Source organism: Nocardia puris, assembly GCF_003315035.1.
Classification (GTDB): Bacteria; Actinomycetota; Actinomycetes; order Mycobacteriales; family Mycobacteriaceae; genus Nocardia; species Nocardia puris.
The window spans coordinates 196,940-214,136 of record NZ_QNRE01000007.1 but is presented as its reverse complement, the minus strand read 5'-3'; the positions used below and the strand labels follow the sequence as shown (position 1 = coordinate 214,136).

Genomic DNA, 17,197 nt, shown 5'->3' with positions numbered 1-17,197 from the left:
GGCTCGGGGGATGACGGCGAGGAGGGCCGGGGTGCTCAGGGTATTCCTGGTGGACGACCACGAGATCGTGCGACGCGGCCTGATCGATCTACTCGAGAGCGATCCCGAACTCACCGTCATCGGCGAGGCGGGCGATGTGGCACAGGCGATGTCGGGCATCCGGTCGCTGCGCCCCGACGTGGCGGTGCTCGATGTGCGCCTGCCCGACGGTAACGGCATCGAGCTGTGCCGGGACCTGCTCGCCGAGATCGACGGCCTGCGCTGCCTGATCCTCACCTCCTACACCGACGAGCACGCCATGCTGGACGCGATCCTGGCCGGTGCGGGCGGCTACGTGGTGAAGAACATCAAGGGCATGGAGCTGGCCGAGGCGATCAAGGCGGTGGGCGCGGGCCGCTCGCTGCTGGACACCCGCGCCGCGACCGCGCTCAAGGCGCGCCTGCGCGGCGGCGTCACCGAGGACGGGCCGCTGGCCGGTCTCACCGAACAGGAGCGCAGGCTGCTCGCGCTGCTCGGCGAGGGGCTGACCAATCGGCAGATCGCGGCGCGCATGTTCCTGGCGGAGAAGACCGTCAAGAACTACGTGTCCCGGCTGCTGGCGAAGCTGGGGATGGAGCGGCGCACGCAGGCGGCGGTGCTCGCGTCGAAGCTGCGCGAGCGCTGAGACCGACTGCCGCTCAGGCGTTCTCGGCGGGCGTGACGAGCGTGAGATCGCCGTCGTAACGGCGGTAGAGCAGGTTTCCGCGCTGGGTGGCGCGTTCGGTGAAGAACAGGAACGGCAATCCGTTGCGGCACAGGCGCAGCGCGGCCTCGTCCTCGGTGAGCTGCGGCGCGGGCGCCGAATCCACGGTCAGCGGAAGGGAACTCACGGTGAGCGGCCGGTCGGCGGCCGCCAGCGGGTGCACCGCACTGCGCTGGCGCACCAGGTGCACGCCGAGCGGTTCGGACCAGTGCACGACGGCGTCCTCGCCGGTCTGCGCGTCGGTGAACAGGTAGGCATCGTAGTCCATCGCGTCCATCACCGACGTGGCCTCCGACGGGGTGCCGGTGAGCAGCTCGCACTCCTTGCGCCGGATGATCGGGCGCTCCTCGGTGACCTCGGCCAGCGGCGGGCGCGCCGGATCGGGCCAGTCCCGGCTCTGCCTGGCCAGTAGGCGAGTGAGCTGGCGGTCCAGCCGCTCCACCGCGAAGGTCACCGCGAAACCGCGCGGCCCGGTGACCTGCACGCGCGCCGGGGTGTCGTGCAGGCGCACGTTGGCCTGCACCACGGTGGGCGCGTCCGGCTCGGGCGGCGCGGTCACCCGGACGCGGGCGGGCACATCGAGGTGGTGGCGGCGCAGGACGCGGCCGATCGCGCGCACCGCCCTCGTCACATCGGCGGGCGGCACCGCACCGCGGGTGGTCACCGCCAGATCGGGGTCGGCGGCGCTGGACCAGTGTTCCGAGGAGTACAGCGAGCGCGATGAATACATAGGACACCTCTACTCTCAAATCACCCAGTGCGCATATCCCACCTCCGTGACGCCGTCGCGAACAGGGCCGAAAGTCCTCTGATCGGGAACAGACTCGCGAATTAGACTGGTGGGCGCGCCGATCACGCGCCCACGGACAGGACACACCGGATGACCGAAGACAGCGGTAACGGGCTGTACTCGGTGCGTGACACGCTCTCGCAACTGCGCCTGCGCGAGTTGCTGAGCGAGGTCAAGGAGCGGGTCGAGCTGATCATCGACTCCCGCGACCGGATGGACGGCCTGGTCGAGGCCATGCTCACCGTCACCTCCGGACTGGACCTGGACGACACGCTGCGCGCCATCGTGCGCACCGCGACCAGCCTGGTCGACGCCCGCTACGGCGCGCTGGCGGTGCGCGGCCACGACGGACAGGTCGTGCAGTTCCTCGACGAGGGCATGGACGAGATCACCCGGGAGCGCATCGGGAAGCTGCCCGCCGGGCACGGCGTGCTCGGCGCGGTGTTCAGCCGCGCGAAACCCCTTCGCCTGGACGATCTCACGCGTCATCCGGAGTCGGTCGGCTTCCCCGAGGGGCATCCGCCGATGCACACGTTCCTCGGCGTGCCGGTGCGCATCCGCGACGAGGTGTTCGGCAGCCTGTACCTCACCGAGAAGGCGGGCGGGCACCCGTTCACCGAGGACGACGACGTGCTGGTGCAGGCGCTGGCCGCCGCCGCGGGCATCGCGGTGGACAACGCGCGCCTCTACGAGTCGGCGCGCACCAGGCAGGCGTGGATCGAGGCCACCCGCGATATCGCCACCGAGTTCCTGGCGGGCACCGCCTCCGACCGGGTGCTCACCCACGTGGTGGACCACGCCCGCGCGCTGACCGGCTCGCACCGCTGCTTCCTGGCCGGCTGCGACGCCGACGAGGACACCGACGAACTGGTGCTCACGCACTGGTCGGGGCCCGGTTCCGGACACGAGGGCTGGTTGATCGCCACCGAGGCCACCGCGCTCGGCGAGGCGTTCACCCGCCGCACGCCGCTGCGGTTCGACGACGCGGCGCGCATCGACCTCGGCGTCCCGCTCGCCGACGTGGGTCCGGTGCTGATCCTGCCGCTGTGCACGCCCGACGCCACGCTGGGCGTGCTCGTCGCGGTGCGCCCGGCCGACTCGGCGCCCTATCCGGACGAACTGGTGGAGCTGACGGCCGCGTTCACCGATCAGGCCGCGCTGGCCATGCAGCTCGCCGACACCCAGCGCCGGATGCGGGAGCTGGACCTGTTCGCCGATCGCGACCGCATCGCCCGCGACCTGCACGACCACGTCATCCAGCGGTTGTTCGCCATCGGCCTGACCTTGCAGGGCGCGCTGCCCAAGGCGATGGTTCCCGAAGTGCGCCAGCGCCTTTCGGGTTCGATCAACGAGTTGCAGGAGGTGGTGGAGGAGATCCGCAGCTCCATCTTCGACCTGCACAGCGGCGGCGACGGGCCGACCTTGCAGCAGCGCATCGAACATGCCGTGCGTCAGCAGACCGCCGACACCTCGCTGCGCGCGACCGTGCAGGTGAGCGGCCCGCTGTCGGTGGTGGAGGCCGAACTCGCCGACCACGCCGAGGCGGTGGTGCGCGAGGCGGTGAGCAACGCGGTGCGCCATTCCGGGGCCGATATCGTCGGGGTGGAGATCACCGTCGCCGACGACCTCACCATCGTGGTCACCGACAACGGCTGGGGCGTGCCGCACCACGTGGTTCGCAGCGGGCTGCGCAATCTGGAACAGCGCGCGCAGAAGGCCGGCGGGCAGTTCACCCTCACGGCCGCCGACCGTCCCGCCGAGGGCACCGGGCTGCCCGGGACACGGCTGTGCTGGACGGTGCCGCTGCCCGCGGACTGAGCGCGGGGGTCGAGCGAGAGTCGGGGGTCCGAGGCGCCGTCGCCCGCGCCGACAGCCCGACAGCCCGAGCACCGTCAACCGCGAGTAGCCCAACAGACCGAAGCACGGTCAGCCGCGCCGGTAGCCGAACGGACCAAGCGCCATCAGCCGCCCGGCTGGCCGAACGGACCGAGCACCATCAGCCCCGCGAGTAGCCGGACGGCCCGAGCACCAGCATCGAGTTGTGCCCGCCCATGCCAAGCGAGGACTTCAGCGTCAAGCCCCCCTCGAGCGGCGTCGGCCCATCCAGGAGCAGCGGGTGGTGCACCGGGGAGACGATCGGCGGGGCCGGTAGTACGCCCCGTTCGTAGGCCATCGCCGCGACCGCGACCTCGACGGCGGCGGCCGCGCCCTGGCTGTGGCCGGTGAGCGGCTTGAGCGCGTACGGGCGCGCGCGGTCGCCGAGCACCCCGGTGAGCAGGGCTCGTTCGGCCGCTTCGCATTGCGCGGTACCGGTGCCGTGCGCGTTCAGATAGGCGATGTCGTCGGCGGTGACGCCGGCCGCGGCCAGCGCCCGCGCGGCGCAGTCGAGGATGTGCGTGTGGCCGGGGTCCACCGAGACCACGTGATAAGCGTCGTTGGTCATGCCGCCGCCGAGCACGGCGGCGTACGGTCTCTCGGCGCGCCGGGTGAGCACGAACGCCACCGACGCCTCCGCGAAGCCGAACCCGCGGCTGCCCTCTTGGAAGGGACGGCACGCCTCCAGCGGATCGCTGTCGGTGACGGCCGCGCCGAGGCGCACGAAGTGCTCGACCATGTCGGGGGTGGCCGACATATCGGTGGCCACGCAGATCACGTCGTCGGCGATGCCGCTGTCCAGCCACAGTTTCGCGGTGATGAGCGCGACGTTGGCCGAGCTGCACGCCGCCGACACGTTCATCGACGGTCCGTGGAATCCGTACTCCTGCATCACCACCGAGATCGGCGTGGACGGCAGCAGCCGCATGTAATCGCGGGAGCGGCGGTGCCCCTCGTCGATCAGGTAGAAATCGCGCCAATTCACCACGTCGCCCAGCACGATGGCGTGCAGCAGGCCGACGGTGCGGCCCGGCCGCCAGCCGCGGTCGTGGGCGTCGGCGATCGCCTCGCGCGCGGCCTCGTGCACGGCGCGCCCGTACCGGCTGGTGCTGATCGCGGGATCGCCGCCGTCGGAGACCAGGGCGACCCACGCTTGTTCGTCGCGTCCCGGCCCGTAACCGGGTTCCAATTGCGCCGCGGCCTTCCCGCTCAGCAAACCATCCCACAGGGACTCGCGCCCCCACCCGTACCCGGTGACCACGCCGACACCGGCGATCGACATAGAATCCTGCTGCGGCGGATGAGCGCCCGGCATATCATCGCTCCTTCGGCGGCTCCCGGGCCGGACCCCCTCGGTCCGACCTGCTCCCCGGGGAACCCGGTCTGTAATGATCACCGGACCGGACCCGATGAAGTGCCCGAACCGTGATCCGAGCAAACGCGTCGACGATGTGATTTCTCGCGCGTCGACACAACAATAGACCCGTGTTGAGATAGCAGTAGGACTGTCGACGATCGGGGGTTGACGAGTGGGTGAGAGGACCGACGGCATCGCGGACGCCGAGCAACTCGCTCAGCGCTACCGCTCCCTGGTCGAACACACCCCCGACGGGATCTGCGTGCACGAGCACGGCATCGTCGTCTACGTCAACCAGGCCACCGTCCGCCTGCTCGCCGCCGAGCGCGCGGAGCAGATCGTCGGCAAACCCCTCACCCGGTTCGTGCACCCCGACTCGGTGCCCGCCATGCTCGACCGCATCGCCAAACTCACCACCTCGGGCGCGGCCTCGGCGCCCACCGAGATGCGGCTGCTGCGCCTGGACGGCGAATCGGTGCCGGTGGAGACGGTGTCGGTGCTCACCCCGTGGCACGACCACCACGCCTACCAGGTCGTCATCCACGATCTGACCGCGCAGCGCGCCGCCGAGGACGCCCAGCGCCGCGCCGAACAGCACTTCACCACCGTGGTGTCGCAGCTGGAGGAGGGCGTGGTCGTGATCGACCGGTCCGGGCGCATCGAGTCGGCCAACCCGGCGGCGCGCCGGATCTTCGGCGGCGAGCACGAGCGCGACGACGTCATCGTCGGGCGTTCCATCGAGGATCTGCCGCTCACCCTGCTCGACGCCAACGCCCAGCCGCTGCCGCCGGCCCGCCACCCGATGGCGCGCACGCTGGCCACCGGCGAGACCGTCTCGGGATACATTTTCGGCATAGATCGCCTGGACGGGCAGCGGCGCTGGCTCTCGGGCAGCAGCCGCCTGCTCAACCCGGGCGATCCGCACTCCCCCGCGGTGTCGTCGTTCGCCGACATCACCGAATTCCGCGCCAGCAGGCGGCAACTCGAATACCAGGCCACCCACGATTCGCTCACCGGGCTGGCGAACCGGTCGCTGGTGCTGTCGCGGCTGGCGGCGACCCTGGCCACCGATTCGGACCTGCCCTACTCGACGGTGCTGTTCATCGACCTGGACGGATTCAAGGCGATCAACGACACCCTCGGCCACGCCATCGGCGACACCGTCCTGCAGATCGTGGCGCAGCGGCTCCAGCGCGCGCTGCGCGGCGACGACCTGGTCGGCAGGCTGGGCGGCGACGAGTTCCTGGTGCTGCTGGCCGGGCGCGGGCGACGCGTCGACGTGGACACCCTGGTCACGCGTCTGCGCACCACCATGTCCGAGCCGATCGTGGCGCGCGGCCATCGCATCGCCGTGGACGCCTCCATCGGCGTGACCGAACTCACCCCCGGCGACCGCCGCACGCCCGAGGCCGTCCTGCACGACGCCGATCAGGCCATGTACCAGGCCAAACCGCCCGGCCACCGGGAGAGCGGCGTGGCCAAAGCGCGCACCGGCTCGACCGGATGATCATCGAACAGGCGCTGCTGCCGGTCCGGCCGGAGCTCGCCGACGCCTTCGAAACCGCGTTCGCCGAGGCGCGCCCGATCATCGCGGGCATGCCCGGATTCCGGTCGCTCTCGCTGTCGCGGTGCGTGGAGGAACCCGGCCACTACCTGCTGCTCGTCGAATGGGACACGCTCGCCGATCACGTGGTCGGCTTCCGCGGCTCCCCGCAGTACCGGCGCTGGAAGGAACTGCTGCACCACTTCTACGACCCGTTCCCCGACGTCCGCCACTACGCCCCGGTGCGTCTCGCCGACGCACCCACCGGACCTGCGACGACGGCGCACCCGCCCGCGGCGCAGTAGACTCGACAGTTCTGTTTTCGCGCGTGCGCAAGGATCGGCGCACGCCCGGCTCATCGCGGTGACAAGGAGTTCAGTTTGCCCGACCGCTTCACCAGGGACCGTGCCGCGACCGAGGGCACCGCCGAGCGGAACCGCGAGATCGACGCCGAGCAGGACTACCTGACGGTGCTCTACGACCGCCTCGACGGGATGCGCAGCTACGCCGAGAACCGGCTGCGCACCGTGCTGCTGGAGAACGGTGGCACCCCGCAGGCCCGCAGCGAACGCGAATCGTTCACCCAGCTCTACACCGAGGACCTGGCCAAATACGACGCCGCCGAACACGGCCTGTGTTTCGGCCGCATCGACCTCGACGGCGACGACGAACCCCGCTACATCGGCAGGCTCGGCATTCTCGACGAGCAGGACGACTACGCCACCCTGCTGCTGGACTGGCGCGCGCCGCTGGCCCGCCCGTTCTACCTGGCCACCACCGCCGCGCCCGACGGCGTCACCCGGCGCCGTCACCTGCGCACCCGCAACCGCAAGGTCACCGCCGTCAACGACGAGTACCTGGACCTGGACGCGGCGCGGCGGGCCGGGATCGCCGACGGCGCGGCCGGCGTCGGCAGCGAGAGCGCGCTGCTCACGGCGCTCAACGCGGCGCGCACCGGTCACATGAACGACATCGTGGAGACCATCCAGAGCGAGCAGGACGCCATCATCCGCTCCGAGCACAAGAGCGTGCTCGTCGTGCAGGGCGGGCCAGGCACCGGCAAGACCGCCGTCGCGCTGCACCGCGCCGCCTACCTGCTCTACACGTTCCGCCAGCAGCTGGCCAAGAGCGGCGTGCTGATCATCGGCCCCAACGCCACCTTCCTCGACTACATCGGCCAGGTGCTGCCCTCGCTCGGCGAGACCGGTGTACTGCTGTCCACCATCGGTGATCTGTATCCGGGGGTGAAGGCGACCCGCGAGGATTCGCTGCGGGCCGGCGAGATCAAGGGCTCACTGGCCATCGTGGACGTGCTCAAACAGGCGGTGCGCGACCGTCAGGAAGTGCCCGCCCAGCCGATCCGGCTCAGTTTCGACGGCTACCCGGTGACGCTGGACAAGAAGATCGCCACCAAGGCGCGCGGCCGGGCCCGCTCCTCGCGCCGCCCGCACAACCTGGCCCGCCCGATCTTCGCGAGTTCGGTGATCGACGCGCTCACCGACCAGCTCGCCCAGACCATGGGCGCCGACCTCTCCGGCGGCCCGAGTTTGCTCAGCCGCACCGATCTGGCCGAGATCCGCGACGAGATGAAGTCCGATCCCGAGGTGCAGGCCGCGATCGGGCGGCTCTGGCCGATCCTGTCGCCCCAGCAGGTGCTCAGCGACCTGTTCGCCGATCCCGAGCGCCTGACCCGGGTCGCCGGGTCGATGCCGGAGCAGGACCGCGCGGAACTCGTGCGCCCCGCCAGCGGCGAGTTCAGCGCCGCCGACGCGCCGCTGCTGGACGAACTGGCCGAACTGCTCGGCGTGGACGACACCGAGGAGCGCGAGCGCGCCCGCCGCCGCTGGCGCGCGCAGCTGGCCGAGGCGCAGGACGCCCTGGACATCCTCACCGGTTCCGCACCGCAGGATCTCGAGGACGAACTCGACCCCGAGATCCTGATGGCCTACGACCTCATCGACGCGAGCCAGCTCGCCGAGCGCCAGGACGTGCGCGCCCGCCAGACCACCGCCGAACGCGCCGCGGGCGACCGCACCTGGACCTACGGGCACGTCATCGTGGACGAGGCGCAGGAGCTGTCGGAGATGGCGTGGCGCATGGTGATGCGCCGCATCCCGAACCGGTGGATCACCGTGGTGGGCGATGTCGCGCAGACGGGCGATCCGGCGGGCGCGTCGTCGTGGCAGCGGATGCTGGAACCCTATGTGGCGCAACGCTGGAAGCTCACCGAACTCACGGTGAACTACCGCACGCCCGCCGAGATCATGGCGGTCGCGGCCGACGTGCTCGCCGCGATCGACCCCGGCGCGTCGGCACCGCGGTCGGTGCGCGAGACCGGCAATCCGCCGCGCGCGCACCGGGTCCCGGCCGAGCGGGTGCGCGAGACGGTCACGCGCCTGGTCGCGCAGGAGCGCGGGCCGGGCACCACGGCGGTCATCGCGCCGCACCCGCTGGTGGCCGAACTGGGCGACGTGGCGGGCGAATCGGTGCGCGTGCTCACCGTGCACGACGTCAAGGGCCTGGAGTTCGACGCGGTGTACCTGGTGGAGCCGGGGCAGATCCTGGCGGAGTCGCCGCGCGGGCTCAACGACCTGTACGTCGCGCTGACCCGCGCCACCCAGCGGCTCGCGGTGGTGCACTCCGAGGAGTTGCCGGAGGTGCTGGCCGCGCTGCGGTGAGAACGCACGAAGGCCCCGCGTCGCACTCGGCGTGCGGCGCGGGGCCTTCGGCGGTGACGGTTAGCGGACCGTGTGAACGATCAGCACGTCCGAGCGCGACTTGCGCGCCACGTCGGACGGGACCGAGCCGAGCAGGCGGCCGGCCAGGGTGTTCAGGCCGCGGTTACCGACGACCAGGAGGTCGGCCTCGGTTTCCTTGACCAGGTTCAGCAGCGATTCGACCGGCTCGCCGACGATGGAGCGCTCCACGATGTTCTTCGCGCCCACGGCGGTGGCCTTGTCGCGCGCGGTGCGCAGGATCTCGTTGGTGGGCGCGGAGCCGCGCACCTGGTACGCCTCGTCCTTGAGCACGTCGGCCGCGGCGGCGACGTCACGGTCGTCGGTCGGGTAGTAGGCGCAGGCCACGATCAGGGTGGCGTCCGCGTCGGCTGCCAGCGCCCCGGCCTTCTCGACGGCTACGTACGACGAATCCGAGCCATCGGTGCCGACGACAATCGTCCGGTAGGCGGTCATCTCTCCTCCAACTGTGCGGGTCGGGTGCCTGCGTCCGGCGTCGAGCGAAGTCGGGCACCGGCGCGGCGACTGGTCCGACCATAGCGGCAAACGGACCGGAAACAGCAGAAATCGCAACACATCACACTCCGCGATGTCGGGCATTCGCCGCGCCCGGGGTGGGCCGCATTGGCGCGTGGCCACGACTACCTGCGCCGATTCCAATTCCGGCGCCGATTCCTGTGATATTTCACAAGCGAGGCGAACGTTCTTGCGCCCCTGGGATATTCATCACACGAAGGGTCGCAGGGCCTTGACGAACGGGGCTCCTGGGCCCTTGACCAGTCGCGTTGCCGCGGGCTTTACCGAGTCGGCGCGGGGAACGGAATTCGCCCGGCCCCTTTATCGCGGGATTCAGGACACCGCCTCGGCGCGCACCGGCAAATCCCGCGCGGCCGCCAGGGAATGCCGCGCGTACTCCAGCGGCGGCATTCCGATCTCCGCGGTGAACTCGCGCGAGAAATGGGCCTGATCGAAATAGCCGAGCTCCACGGCGAGCGCGGCGAGATCGGCGACCCGGCCGCGCGCGAGCAGCTGCGCCCCGTCCTGCAATCGGTAGCGGCGCAGCACCCACTTGGGCCCCGCGCCCACGTAGCGGCGGAACATGCGCTGCACCGTGCGCACCGGGACGCCGAACCGCTCGGTGACCTGGTCGACGCGGGTGAGGGCGCGATCGTGCTCCATCGCGTACACGATGCGCCGCACCAGGCGATAGGTGTCGTCCTCGGCGCGCCCGATGCGCCCGCCCAGGTACGCCTCCACCAGCGCGCGTTTACGCTCGTCGGACTCCGCGCACAGCACCTCTCCGACCAGGTCACCCGCGTCGGGGAACACCTCGCCCAGCGGCACCGCCCGGTCGCGCAGCGACCCCACGTCCACGCCGGTGAACGCCCCGAACCCGCCCGCGCGGAACCGCACGCCGAACGTGGTGCCCAGTCCGGTCAGCTCCCGCGTGAACTTGGTGGTGTAGACGCCGTTCACGAAGCCGCCGGTGCGCTGCTCGGAACTCTCGAAACTCACGTTGACGCACGGGAACGGCAGTACCTCGGCCCTATAGAGCGGTTGCCCGCGCAGATCCCAGCGCACCACCCAGTACCACTCGACGAACTCGCCCACGACCGGGCCGGGCGCCAGCCGGTGCAGGCTGCGGTGCCGGGCCTGCTCGCCCGGATGCAGGATGCCCTTGTCGCTCTCGCGCGCGGTGCGGTCGTCGGCCGTCACGGGCGCCGCCCCGGTTGTCGCGTTCTTACAAGATCGGCGGCGGGCATCCTGCGAGAGTCGATCCCATGACAGCAAGTGTGAATCCGATCCCCGAGGGCTACCACTCGATCACGTGTTTCCTGGCGGTCGCCGAGGCCGCGAAGGCGATCGAGTTCTACGCCGAGGTGTTCGGCGCGGAGGTGATCAGCCGCTTCGACCTGCCCGACGGCCAGCCCGCCCACGCCGAGCTGAAGCTCGGCGACTCGACGCTCCAGCTCGGAGTGCCGATGCCCGACAACGGTGTTCGCGCGCCGCAGGACGGCTGGGTGCACACCTCGATCGTGCACTACTGCCCCGACGTGGACGCCGCGGTGCAGCGCGCCGTGGAACGCGGGGCGCGACTGGCCGAAGAGGTGCAGACCTTCGTGACCGGTGACCGCTACGGCGTGATCATCGACCCGTTCGGCCACCGCTGGGCCGTGATGACCCGCGTCGAGGACGTCTCCCGCGAGGAGGCCGACCGGCGGGTCACCGAGTGGATGGCCGGCCAGGGCTGAGCACCCGGCCGGTCCCCCGGCGCTCATTTCAGTCCGGCGGCGTCCATGCCGCGCAGTTCCTTCTTCAGGTCGGCGATCTCGTCGCGCAGGCGCCCCGCGAGCTCGAACTGGAGTTCGCGGGCCGCGTTCATCATCTGCGCGGTGAGTTCGGTGACCAGGTCGGCGAGTTCGGCGCGCGGCATCGACTTGATGTCGCGGCCCTCGTACACGCCCGCGCTCACCGCGCGGCCCGGCTCGCCCTGGGCGCGCCTGCCGCGGCTGGCGTTGCGGCCCGAGCCGCCGACCTCCACCTCGGTCTCCTCGGCCTCCCGGTACACCTGGTCGAGGATGTCTGCGATCTTCTTGCGCAACGGCTTCGGGTCGATGCCGCGCTCCTCGTTGTAGGCGATCTGCTTGGCGCGGCGGCGCTCGGTCTCCTCGATGGCGTGACGCATGGAGTCGGTGACGGTGTCGGCGTACATGTGCACCTCACCCGACACGTTGCGCGCCGCGCGGCCGATCGTCTGGATGAGGCTGGTGCTGCTGCGCAGGAAGCCCTCCTTGTCGGCGTCCAGGATCGCGACCAGCGAGACCTCCGGCAGGTCGAGACCCTCACGCAGCAGGTTGATGCCGACCAGCACGTCGTACTCGCCCAGCCGCAGTTGGCGCAGCAGTTCGACGCGGCGCAGCGTGTCGATCTCGGAGTGCAGGTACCGCACCCGCACGCCCAGGCCGAGCAGGTAGTCGGTGAGGTCCTCGGCCATCTTCTTGGTGAGCGTGGTGACGAGTACGCGTTCGTCGCGCTCGGTGCGCTGCCGGATCTCGTGCAGCAGATCGTCGATCTGCCCCTTGGTCGGCTTGACCACCACCTGCGGGTCGACCAGGCCGGTCGGGCGGATGACCTGCTCGACCACCTCGCCGCCGGTCTGCCCCAGCTCGTACGGGCCGGGCGTGGCCGACAGGTACACCGTTTGCCCGATGCGGTCGGCGAACTCCTCCCAGGTGAGCGGGCGGTTGTCCACCGCCGAGGGCAGCCGGAACCCGTATTCGACCAGGTTGCGCTTGCGCGACATATCGCCCTCGTACATGCCGCCGATCTGCGGCACCGTGACGTGCGACTCGTCGATGACGAGCAGGAAGTCCTCGGGGAAATAGTCCAGCAGCGTCGCGGGCGCCGAGCCCGCCGGGCGGCCGTCGATGTGGCGCGAGTAGTTCTCGATGCCGGAGCAGAAGCCGACCTGGCGGATCATCTCCAGGTCGTACTGGGTGCGCATGCGCAACCGCTGCGCCTCGAGCAGTTTGCCCTGGCGCTCCAGTTCGGCCAGCCGCTCCTCGAGTTCGGCCTCGATATCGCCCACCGCGCGCGCCATGCGCTCCGGGCCCGCCACGTAGTGGGTGGCCGGGAAGATGCGCACCATGTCGACCTTGCGCACCACGTCGCCGGTCAGCGGGTGCAGGTAGTACAGCGCCTCGATCTCGTCGCCGAAGAACTCGATGCGGACCGCGAGCTCCTCGTAGGACGGGATGATCTCCACCGTGTCGCCGCGCACCCGGAACGAGCCGCGGGTGAACGCCATGTCGTTGCGGGTGTACTGCACGTCGACCAGCAGGCGCAGCAGGGCGTCGCGATCCACCTCGGTGCCGACCTCGAGCTGCACCGACCGGTCCAGGTAGGACTGCGGCGTGCCGAGGCCGTAGATGCACGACACCGACGCGACCACCACCACGTCGCGCCGCGACAGCAGGCTCGAGGTGGCCGAGTGGCGCAGGCGCTCGACGTCGTCGTTGATCGAGCTGTCCTTCTCGATGTAGGTGTCGGTCTGGGCGATGTAGGCCTCGGGCTGGTAGTAGTCGTAGTACGAGACGAAGTACTCGACGGCGTTGTGCGGCAACATCTCCCGCAGTTCGTTGGCCAGCTGCGCGGCCAGCGTCTTGTTCGGCGCCATCACCAGCGTGGGGCGCTGCAACCGTTCGATGAGCCAGGCGGTGGTGGCGGATTTGCCGGTGCCGGTGGCGCCGAGCAGCACCACGTCGCGTTCGCCCGCGGTGATCCGGCGCTCGAGTTCGGCGATGGCGGCGGGCTGGTCGCCGGCGGGCTCGTGTTCGCTGACCACGCGGAACTGCCCGTCGGCGCGCTCCACGTCGCCGACGGGGCGGAACTCGGAGTGCGCGAGCGGTGTCTGCCCACCAGCGGGCATCTCGGTAGCGAAAGCCATGTCGTCCAGGGTAGGCGCGGGCACCGACAGATTCCTCGTGACCACGGGACACACCCGGCGAGTGGGGCCGAACTCCCCTCCCGCCCGGCCCCACTCGCGGCGGAGCGGATACCGATGAGGAACACGCGTGCCTGGGCCGCGCACAGGCTATCGACATCAGCTACCAATTGGCAAATCAAGAAATTGCAATTTTCAATTACCGGGCGCACGCGGCGGGGATCCGATCCGCGCACCGCTCGACGCGGCGGGCGCGACGGTAGATTCTGATGACATGACACAGGCACCCGCACCGGACGTCCACCGGCCCAAAGTCGAATACTTCGATGTCGCAAGCCTGACCAACACCGACCCCAAGGGCTTCGTGCGGGAGGTCGAGCGCTATCACGTCGAGCCGTGGGGCCTGTACATGGCACGGACCGCCGATCATCCGCAGTTCCACTACATGGAGTCCTGGTTGCTGCCCGAACTCTCGCTGCGCGCCACGGTCTTCCACTACAACCCGATCCACCACCGTGATCAGGATTACTACCTCGACATCGGCGAGTTCACCGAGATCGAGCCGAAACGCTGGCGCTCGATCGACCATTACCTCGACATCGTGGTGCGCTCCGAACGCGAGACCGAACTGCTCGACGTGGACGAGTTGCTGGCCGCGCACGCCCAGGGCCTGCTCGGCGCTGCCGAGGCGCAGGCGGCGATCGAGCACGCCACCGCGGCCATCGATGGGATCGCCGCCCACGGCCACTCCTTCGACCGCTGGACCGAATCGCTGGGCCTGACGCTGACCTGGCGCTGACACGCCGATCGCCCGGCGGCAAGGGGTTCCGCCGGGCGATCGCCCTCGACTGCGCGCGGTGCCGCTACGACGACCCGGGGATCAGCCCGCCGAGCAGGCCACCGCAGCCGCCCGCGCTGCCGGAACTGGCGCCCTCGGCCACCTGGACGGTGATCGAGTCGCTGATCAGGATCTGCCTGGCCTCGAGCTTGTGGGCGCCCGGGGTCGACGGGGTCCACTTGATGCTCACCTTGTTGCTGAGCAGCGACGGGGCGACGGGGCTGCCGGGGATCTCCTTGCCGTTGTCGGTGAACTTCACCGTGGAGACCCGGTCCACCTCGACCGACGCGGTCAGCGTGTAGGTGCAACCCACGGTGTGATCCTTGCCGGACACCTCGAGGTTGCCGACCCACGCCGAGGCGTGCGGTGCGGTGAGGACCGCGACGGCGGTCATCGCGCCGAAGGCGGTGAGGCCGAAACCGGCGCGGCGCAACGGGCGGTGTGGTGCTGTCATGCTCATCGAACTTCCTGTGCTCCCTACCCACTTTCACCGTGGGTGGGCGCAACGGTACACAGTCGAACGCAACCGCACGGCAATTTCTGAAATATCCGCGTTTCACGGCGCTGATCAGGGGGTATGGGGAGCGCGGTGCGGCCGAGATCGCAGACCACGCGGTCTGGCGACACGGAGACGGGCGAGCGCGGCGCAACCCCCGGGCGGGCAGGCCACGACGCCGGCAGGGCTCCCGGGGCCGAGATGGCGACGAGCGCGCGGCCGTCCGCGGTGTCGCGCTCGCCTTCGGCCCGCTGTCCCCGGGCGGGATCACTCTGCAACCTCGGCAGCGGCGCGCGAGTGGCGGCCACAGCACGCAGGAGCCGAGACCCGGGCCGACGCACCGGCCGCGCCACTCCCCGTCCGCGCCGGCGAATTCCACCCGCCGACAGATTCCGCGCCACTCACCGGACACCCGCGGAATTGATCATGCGTCCACGACCGCGATCGTGATCGGGACCACTCGCGCGCACCGAATCCATTCCACTGAAACAACTGTCGCCGGTGCGCATCCGGGAGCGGGCCGCCGCCAAGGAATTACGCGCAAGCCGCGCGCAATTCCCCGGCGCGCCACCGGATTCTCAGCCGAGCAAACGCCGGTATACCTCGTCGAACCACGGCTCCTTCACGGCGTAATACGCGTCGCCCGCGGCCTCGCCCGTGAGTCCGCTCGCCTTCGCCTCGGCGTCCCGCTTCACCGCCAGGTACTCCTCGCGCAGGTCGGCGTCGGCGCGCAAGCGGTCGCGGAAGGCCAGGGCGAAGCGCTGCCCCGGCGTGCCGTCGACGCGAATGTGCACGTTGGCGGGACGGCCCGGGTCGGCGTTGCCGTGCAGGCGCTTGGCCCACAGCGCGCGGTCGGTGCCGTCGGGGTCGTCCGCGGTCGGCTTCGGGTTGTCGTGGGTGACATCCGGTTTCAGCGGGAAGCCAGCGGCCCCGAGCGCGTCGCGCACCCCGTCGGCGGCGTCGAGATCGGCCACGGTGATCTGGATGTCGAGCATGTCCTTGGCGGGCAACCCGGGCACCGCGGTGGAACCGATGTGCTCGATGCCGCGCGCGGCGGGCCCGCACGCCACCCACAGCCGCGCGATCAGCCGGCGCGCCTGCGCCTCCCACTCCGGGTCGTGCGGCACCAGCCGGTACCCGCCGCTCGCCGCGACCGTCCCGGAGCGCAGGTTGCGTTCGAACGGCACCAGGCGCCGCTCCCACAGCTCCCGCACCGCCGCGTCCACCGCGCCGGGCTCGCCGCTGTTGTCGAGCAATACGTCGGCCACCTCGCGCCGCTGTTCGTCGGTGGCCTGCGCGGCAATTCGCGCGCGCGCATCGGCTTCGGCGACTCCGCGGAATTCCACGAGCCGCCGAATTCGCGTTTCCGCGGGCACGTCGACGATCACGGTGAGATTCATCAACGGCGCCAACCCGTTTTCCACCAGCAGCGGAATATCCTGCACCACCACGGCATCCGCGGGCGCCGCCGAAATCAATTCCGCCGTGCGTTTTCCGACGCGCGGATGGGTGATGGAATTCAGTGTGGCGCGGGCCTCGTCGTCGGCGAACGCCACGGCGGCCAGCGCGGGCCGGTCCAGGCTGCCGTCGGCGGCCAGGATGCCCCGGCCGAACGCCTCCACGAGCGCGGCGAGGCCGTCGGTGCCCGGCGCGACGACCTCCCTGGCGATCACATCCGAGTCGATGAGCACCGCACCGCATTCGGCGAGAACACGTGCCACCGTCGACTTGCCCGCTCCCATGCCTCCCGTGAGGCCGATCCGCAACATCGGCCCAGTCTCGCATCCATCGCCGCGCCCCCGCCGCGCACCCGTCGGCCGACGCTCGCCGGGCGGCCGGGCGCGCCCCCGACCGGGGCCACCGCGCCCGGCCGCCCGGCGCGAATTGCACCGCGACGGCTACAACCGGGCGGATTACCCAGTCGCACCGGCAAATTCACCTCCGCTGCCCCTGTTTGCCCGATCCGTGACGCGGCCGAGACCGATTCGCAACATTTCCGGCGCGGCACCCCTCGCGCACGGTAACTTTCCGACACGCCGAGGCAATTACTTCCGCAAAATACACGGCACAGCACTTTCGTTCGGCTAATCTTCGCCGTGGCGAGGCCAGAACCAGCAAGCAAAGGAACACCATTGGGCACCAGAATCAACCAGACGGGTCGCCACCGCCTGGGTATGGCGGGCGGTGTGCACTGCATCGAGATCCCCGCCGTCGCGGCCGCGCTCGCCGAGCACCGCCGCTCGTGGTTCACCGCGCTGATCAGTCCGGCCCGGCACAGCTTCGCGGCCATGCGCAAACGGTCCGCCGTGGCCGCGACCTCGTGGGTACCGGCAGCCGCCAACTGAGCTGTCCGCACGCAGTGGCCCAGCCGCCCCGG

15 protein-coding genes are annotated in these 17,197 nt (G+C 70.5%); 8 read left to right on the top strand and 7 right to left on the bottom strand.

Annotated elements, in window-relative coordinates; genetic code table 11:
• Positions 1-31: 31 nt before the first annotated feature.
• Positions 32-664, top strand: coding sequence for a response regulator (locus DFR74_RS19680; protein ID WP_067506740.1), 633 nt, complete (start codon positions 32-34; stop codon positions 662-664).
• A 13-nt stretch (positions 665-677) separates the two neighbouring features.
• Here DFR74_RS19680 and DFR74_RS19675 read toward each other — a convergent pair whose 3' ends face one another.
• Entirely contained in the window at positions 678-1,472 is a 795-nt protein-coding gene (locus tag DFR74_RS19675) for a sigma 54 modulation/S30EA ribosomal C-terminal domain-containing protein (RefSeq protein WP_084537456.1), read from the bottom strand.
• 150 nt (positions 1,473-1,622) lie between these two features.
• Here DFR74_RS19675 and DFR74_RS19670 point away from each other — a divergent pair, with 150 nt between their 5' ends.
• Positions 1,623-3,350: a sensor histidine kinase gene (locus DFR74_RS19670; RefSeq protein ID WP_067506743.1), complete on the top strand. Its 1,728-nt coding sequence runs from the start codon at positions 1,623-1,625 to the stop codon at positions 3,348-3,350.
• Between the two features lie 178 nt (positions 3,351-3,528).
• On the opposite strand, the gene DFR74_RS19665 is transcribed toward DFR74_RS19670, so the two are convergent.
• On the bottom strand, positions 3,529-4,722 hold the full coding sequence (locus DFR74_RS19665; RefSeq protein WP_228815435.1) for a beta-ketoacyl synthase N-terminal-like domain-containing protein: 1,194 nt from the start codon (positions 4,720-4,722) through the stop codon (positions 3,529-3,531).
• Between the two features lie 214 nt (positions 4,723-4,936).
• Between DFR74_RS19665 and DFR74_RS19660 the strand changes: the two genes are divergently transcribed.
• The 3 genes from DFR74_RS19660 (at position 4,937) to DFR74_RS19650 (ending at position 8,985) form a co-directional block, all read left to right on the top strand.
• Entirely contained in the window at positions 4,937-6,271 is a 1,335-nt protein-coding gene (locus DFR74_RS19660) for a diguanylate cyclase domain-containing protein (protein ID WP_067506750.1), read from the top strand.
• Positions 6,268-6,612, top strand: coding sequence for an antibiotic biosynthesis monooxygenase family protein (locus DFR74_RS19655; protein WP_067506753.1), 345 nt, complete (start codon positions 6,268-6,270; stop codon positions 6,610-6,612). The genes DFR74_RS19660 and DFR74_RS19655 overlap by 4 nt, the downstream gene beginning before the upstream one ends.
• A gap of 75 nt (positions 6,613-6,687) precedes the next feature.
• Complete coding sequence (locus DFR74_RS19650) at positions 6,688-8,985, top strand: HelD family protein (protein WP_067506756.1); 2,298 nt, start codon at positions 6,688-6,690, stop codon at positions 8,983-8,985.
• 60 nt (positions 8,986-9,045) lie between these two features.
• Here DFR74_RS19650 and DFR74_RS19645 read toward each other — a convergent pair whose 3' ends face one another.
• Together DFR74_RS19645 and DFR74_RS19640 are read right to left on the bottom strand one after the other, a co-directional pair.
• Entirely contained in the window at positions 9,046-9,498 is a 453-nt protein-coding gene (locus DFR74_RS19645; RefSeq protein ID WP_067506759.1) for a universal stress protein, read from the bottom strand.
• A 393-nt stretch (positions 9,499-9,891) separates the two neighbouring features.
• On the bottom strand, positions 9,892-10,758 hold the full coding sequence (locus tag DFR74_RS19640) for an AraC family transcriptional regulator (RefSeq protein ID WP_067506761.1): 867 nt from the start codon (positions 10,756-10,758) through the stop codon (positions 9,892-9,894).
• A 65-nt stretch (positions 10,759-10,823) separates the two neighbouring features.
• Here DFR74_RS19640 and DFR74_RS19635 point away from each other — a divergent pair, with 65 nt between their 5' ends.
• Entirely contained in the window at positions 10,824-11,294 is a 471-nt protein-coding gene (locus DFR74_RS19635) for a VOC family protein (protein WP_067506763.1), read from the top strand.
• A 23-nt stretch (positions 11,295-11,317) separates the two neighbouring features.
• Here the strand turns inward: DFR74_RS19635 and uvrB are convergent, their stop codons facing one another.
• A complete protein-coding gene (uvrB, locus tag DFR74_RS19630; RefSeq protein ID WP_067506837.1) occupies positions 11,318-13,489 on the bottom strand; it encodes an excinuclease ABC subunit UvrB in 2,172 nt (723 codons plus the stop codon).
• Between the two features lie 271 nt (positions 13,490-13,760).
• On the opposite strand from uvrB, the gene DFR74_RS19625 reads away from it, so the two are divergent.
• Positions 13,761-14,285, top strand: a complete 525-nt coding sequence (locus DFR74_RS19625; RefSeq protein WP_067506765.1) for a ribonuclease FAU-1 family protein — start codon at positions 13,761-13,763, stop codon at positions 14,283-14,285.
• Between the two features lie 64 nt (positions 14,286-14,349).
• Here the strand turns inward: DFR74_RS19625 and DFR74_RS19620 are convergent, their stop codons facing one another.
• Both DFR74_RS19620 and coaE read right to left on the bottom strand, forming a co-directional pair.
• Entirely contained in the window at positions 14,350-14,784 is a 435-nt protein-coding gene (locus tag DFR74_RS19620; protein ID WP_228791446.1) for a hypothetical protein, read from the bottom strand.
• A gap of 614 nt (positions 14,785-15,398) precedes the next feature.
• A complete protein-coding gene (coaE, locus tag DFR74_RS19615) occupies positions 15,399-16,589 on the bottom strand; it encodes a dephospho-CoA kinase (protein WP_067506769.1) in 1,191 nt (396 codons plus the stop codon).
• 363 nt (positions 16,590-16,952) lie between these two features.
• Between coaE and DFR74_RS35465 the strand changes: the two genes are divergently transcribed.
• Positions 16,953-17,165 carry a hypothetical protein gene (locus tag DFR74_RS35465; protein ID WP_147265856.1) on the top strand — a complete coding sequence of 71 codons (213 nt, stop codon included), beginning with the start codon at positions 16,953-16,955 and terminating at the stop codon, positions 17,163-17,165.
• The last annotated feature ends 32 nt before the right edge of the window (positions 17,166-17,197 follow it).